Source organism: Rhodanobacter sp. C05, assembly GCF_002001165.1.
Classification (GTDB): domain Bacteria; phylum Pseudomonadota; class Gammaproteobacteria; order Xanthomonadales; family Rhodanobacteraceae; genus Rhodanobacter.
Map to the genome: position 1 here is coordinate 1 of NZ_MUNQ01000004.1, position 1,473 is coordinate 1,473.

Consider the following 1,473-nt stretch of genomic DNA (forward strand, 5'->3'; position numbering starts at 1 on the left):
CCGATGCTGGTCATCATGTTGTCCTCTTCGCTGCGTCGTGCGTGTCAGTACTGTGCGGAGTTGCAACGTTGCCAGACTGCATTTCCGTAAACGGTCTTGTTGCACCGATGTTGCTGATGCGGACCAGGGTATAAACCGCACCCGAAGACCTCATTCATCCAGCGGTGTCGTCAGTGTTCGGGGATCGGACGAAACACGTTTAGACGTCCAGATTGTTAGTCAGGTTCTCTCCGGGTTGGTCTGACCCGTTGCTACCGCTTCGCACTGACGTGAAACCGATTCATGCCATGGCCGCGACCGTGATGGCATGTTTGCCGGCGGAGCGCTGCACCATCGGGTGCTTCAGCCACGCGTCGGCGTCGTAGATTTGCTCGTGCGCCAGCATCGCCCACAACTGGCGTGCATGTTTGTTGGCGATCGCCACCAGCACTTTGCCGAACGGCATACGACAGGCCATCTGCCGGATCCAGATCTGCTCGGGCGTGGATTTCTCCACACTGACTGCCTTGGCACGCTGCAGGCTGCTACGCGCACCCTGAATCAGCAAGGTGCGCAAGTATGCGTCGCCGCGACAGCTGATGGTGCCCAGCCGGGTATGACCGCCGCTGGAGTGCTGGGTCGGCACCAGACCCAGCCATGCGGCCAGTTGCCGGCCGTTCCTGAAGTCCTTGGCCGAGCCCAGACTGGCGACCATCGCATCGGCGGTGATCGGGCCGATACCGATGATGGCGCGCAAGCGCACACACCGTTCGTCCTCTCGCGCATGGGCGTCGATGCGGGCATCGCACGCGTCGAGGGCCTTGCGCACTTCGGTCCAGTGCCACTCAAGGCCACGAAGCAGCTCCTTGAACTCACCCGGCAGCGCCGCCTGATCGAGATCGCCCAAGACACGGCGCAGCGCCACATCACTCGTCGCCACCACGATCCCGAACTCGGCCAGCAAGCCGCGCAGGCGGTTGCCGATGGCCAGCGACTCGGCCTTGTAGCCCTCGCGCACCCGATGCCACGCCAGGCGGGCTTGCTGATCGACGTCCTTCACCGGCACAAAACGCATGTTGCCCTGGCGCGCGGCGGTAGCGATCGCCTCGGCATCGTTGCGATCGTTCTTGCTGCGCTGGCTCAGGCGATATGGCTTCACCAACTGCGCGGCCATCAGCCGCGGCTGCAGGCTGACGTCCTGACAACGCCGTGCCCAGTGATGCGCGCCGCTACACGCTTCCATGGCCACCACGGTGCCCGCTGGCACCTGCGCCAGCCACACCGCGAAGGCATCGCGCTTGAAGTCCAGCCGGCGCAGCACGTGGCCGCTGCCGTTCACTTCGCACACCGAAAACACGCTCTTCGCCAAGTCCACACCCAGGGTTATAGTGCTCATGGAGACTTCCTCTTCTGCTGACGGTTGTTTCGCAACACCATCATGGCCTTCGAGGCCGTAAGGGGAGGAAGTCTCTTTTTACTCGTTCAAGGCGGACG

Annotated in this window: 1 protein-coding gene; it reads right to left on the minus strand. The window is 62.9% G+C overall.

Annotated features, from left to right (window positions below):
* Nucleotides 1–280: 280 nt before the first annotated feature.
* The gene (locus B0E51_RS00015) at nt 281–1,375 is read right to left on the minus strand and encodes an IS110 family transposase (protein WP_077442797.1); all 1,095 of its coding nucleotides are present in this window, start codon (nt 1,373–1,375) and stop codon (nt 281–283) included.
* Nucleotides 1,376–1,473: the final 98 nt, after the last annotated feature.